General features: G+C 46.8%; 1 protein-coding gene. It reads right to left on the reverse strand.

Annotated elements, in window-relative coordinates; translation table 11 throughout:
• Positions 1–740 (reverse strand): nicotinamide-nucleotide amidohydrolase family protein (locus tag A3729_RS08255; RefSeq protein ID WP_156497795.1); only part of this gene is annotated, 740 nt, incomplete at both ends.

A 740-nucleotide genomic window follows, 5' to 3' on the forward strand; every position in this document is an offset into this window, starting at 1 on the left:
CCTATGTCTGCACCACTTAATTCGAGCACACCCGCCAGCATCTCTCTGACAACAGGCTCGCTCACAGCACCATACTTATCCAAAGAGTCTTGCGACACGCCAAGTACTCGATGTTTAATCTCATTGGAATAAGAGACAACACCCGCTTCAAACACTGCCGATGCGCCGCTAATCTCTGTCACTAAAGAAGCTATCTTGCCGCCCGTACAAGACTCGGCAAAGGTAAGCGTTTTACTTTCGGCATTAAGCTTATCTACGACAACGTGAGCAATAGAGCGTTGATCCTTAGTGACAATATGATCACCAAGCAATGCTTCTATCTTCTTGCCCCATTCACCTAAAGTAGCATGATGTTCTAGCCTATCAACCTTCAGTTTCAGTTCTATTAGAGGTAGAGAGGCTCGAAAGCCTATCTCAATGCAAGCAGGCAAATCCGGAAAGGTCTGAGCCAGCACCTGCTGAAGTTTTGATTCACCATAACCAAAAACGCGGTAGCGAAGGCGCTTCACCTCAATATCACTCGGTAAAGTAACCTTTAGACTCGGTAAGATCTCCTCACGCAGCATCAGCTCAAGTTCTTTCGGTACACCCGGAGTACAATAAATCTGACAATCATTATGAGGCGCCCAAAAACCCACTGCAGAACCGATACTATTTGCCAGCAAAGCAATCCCTTCGGGCAGCATCGCCTGCTTTTTGTTGGCATCACTTAAATGGTAGTTGCGTTGCTGACACCAAGA

Source organism: Oleiphilus sp. HI0043, assembly GCF_001634935.1.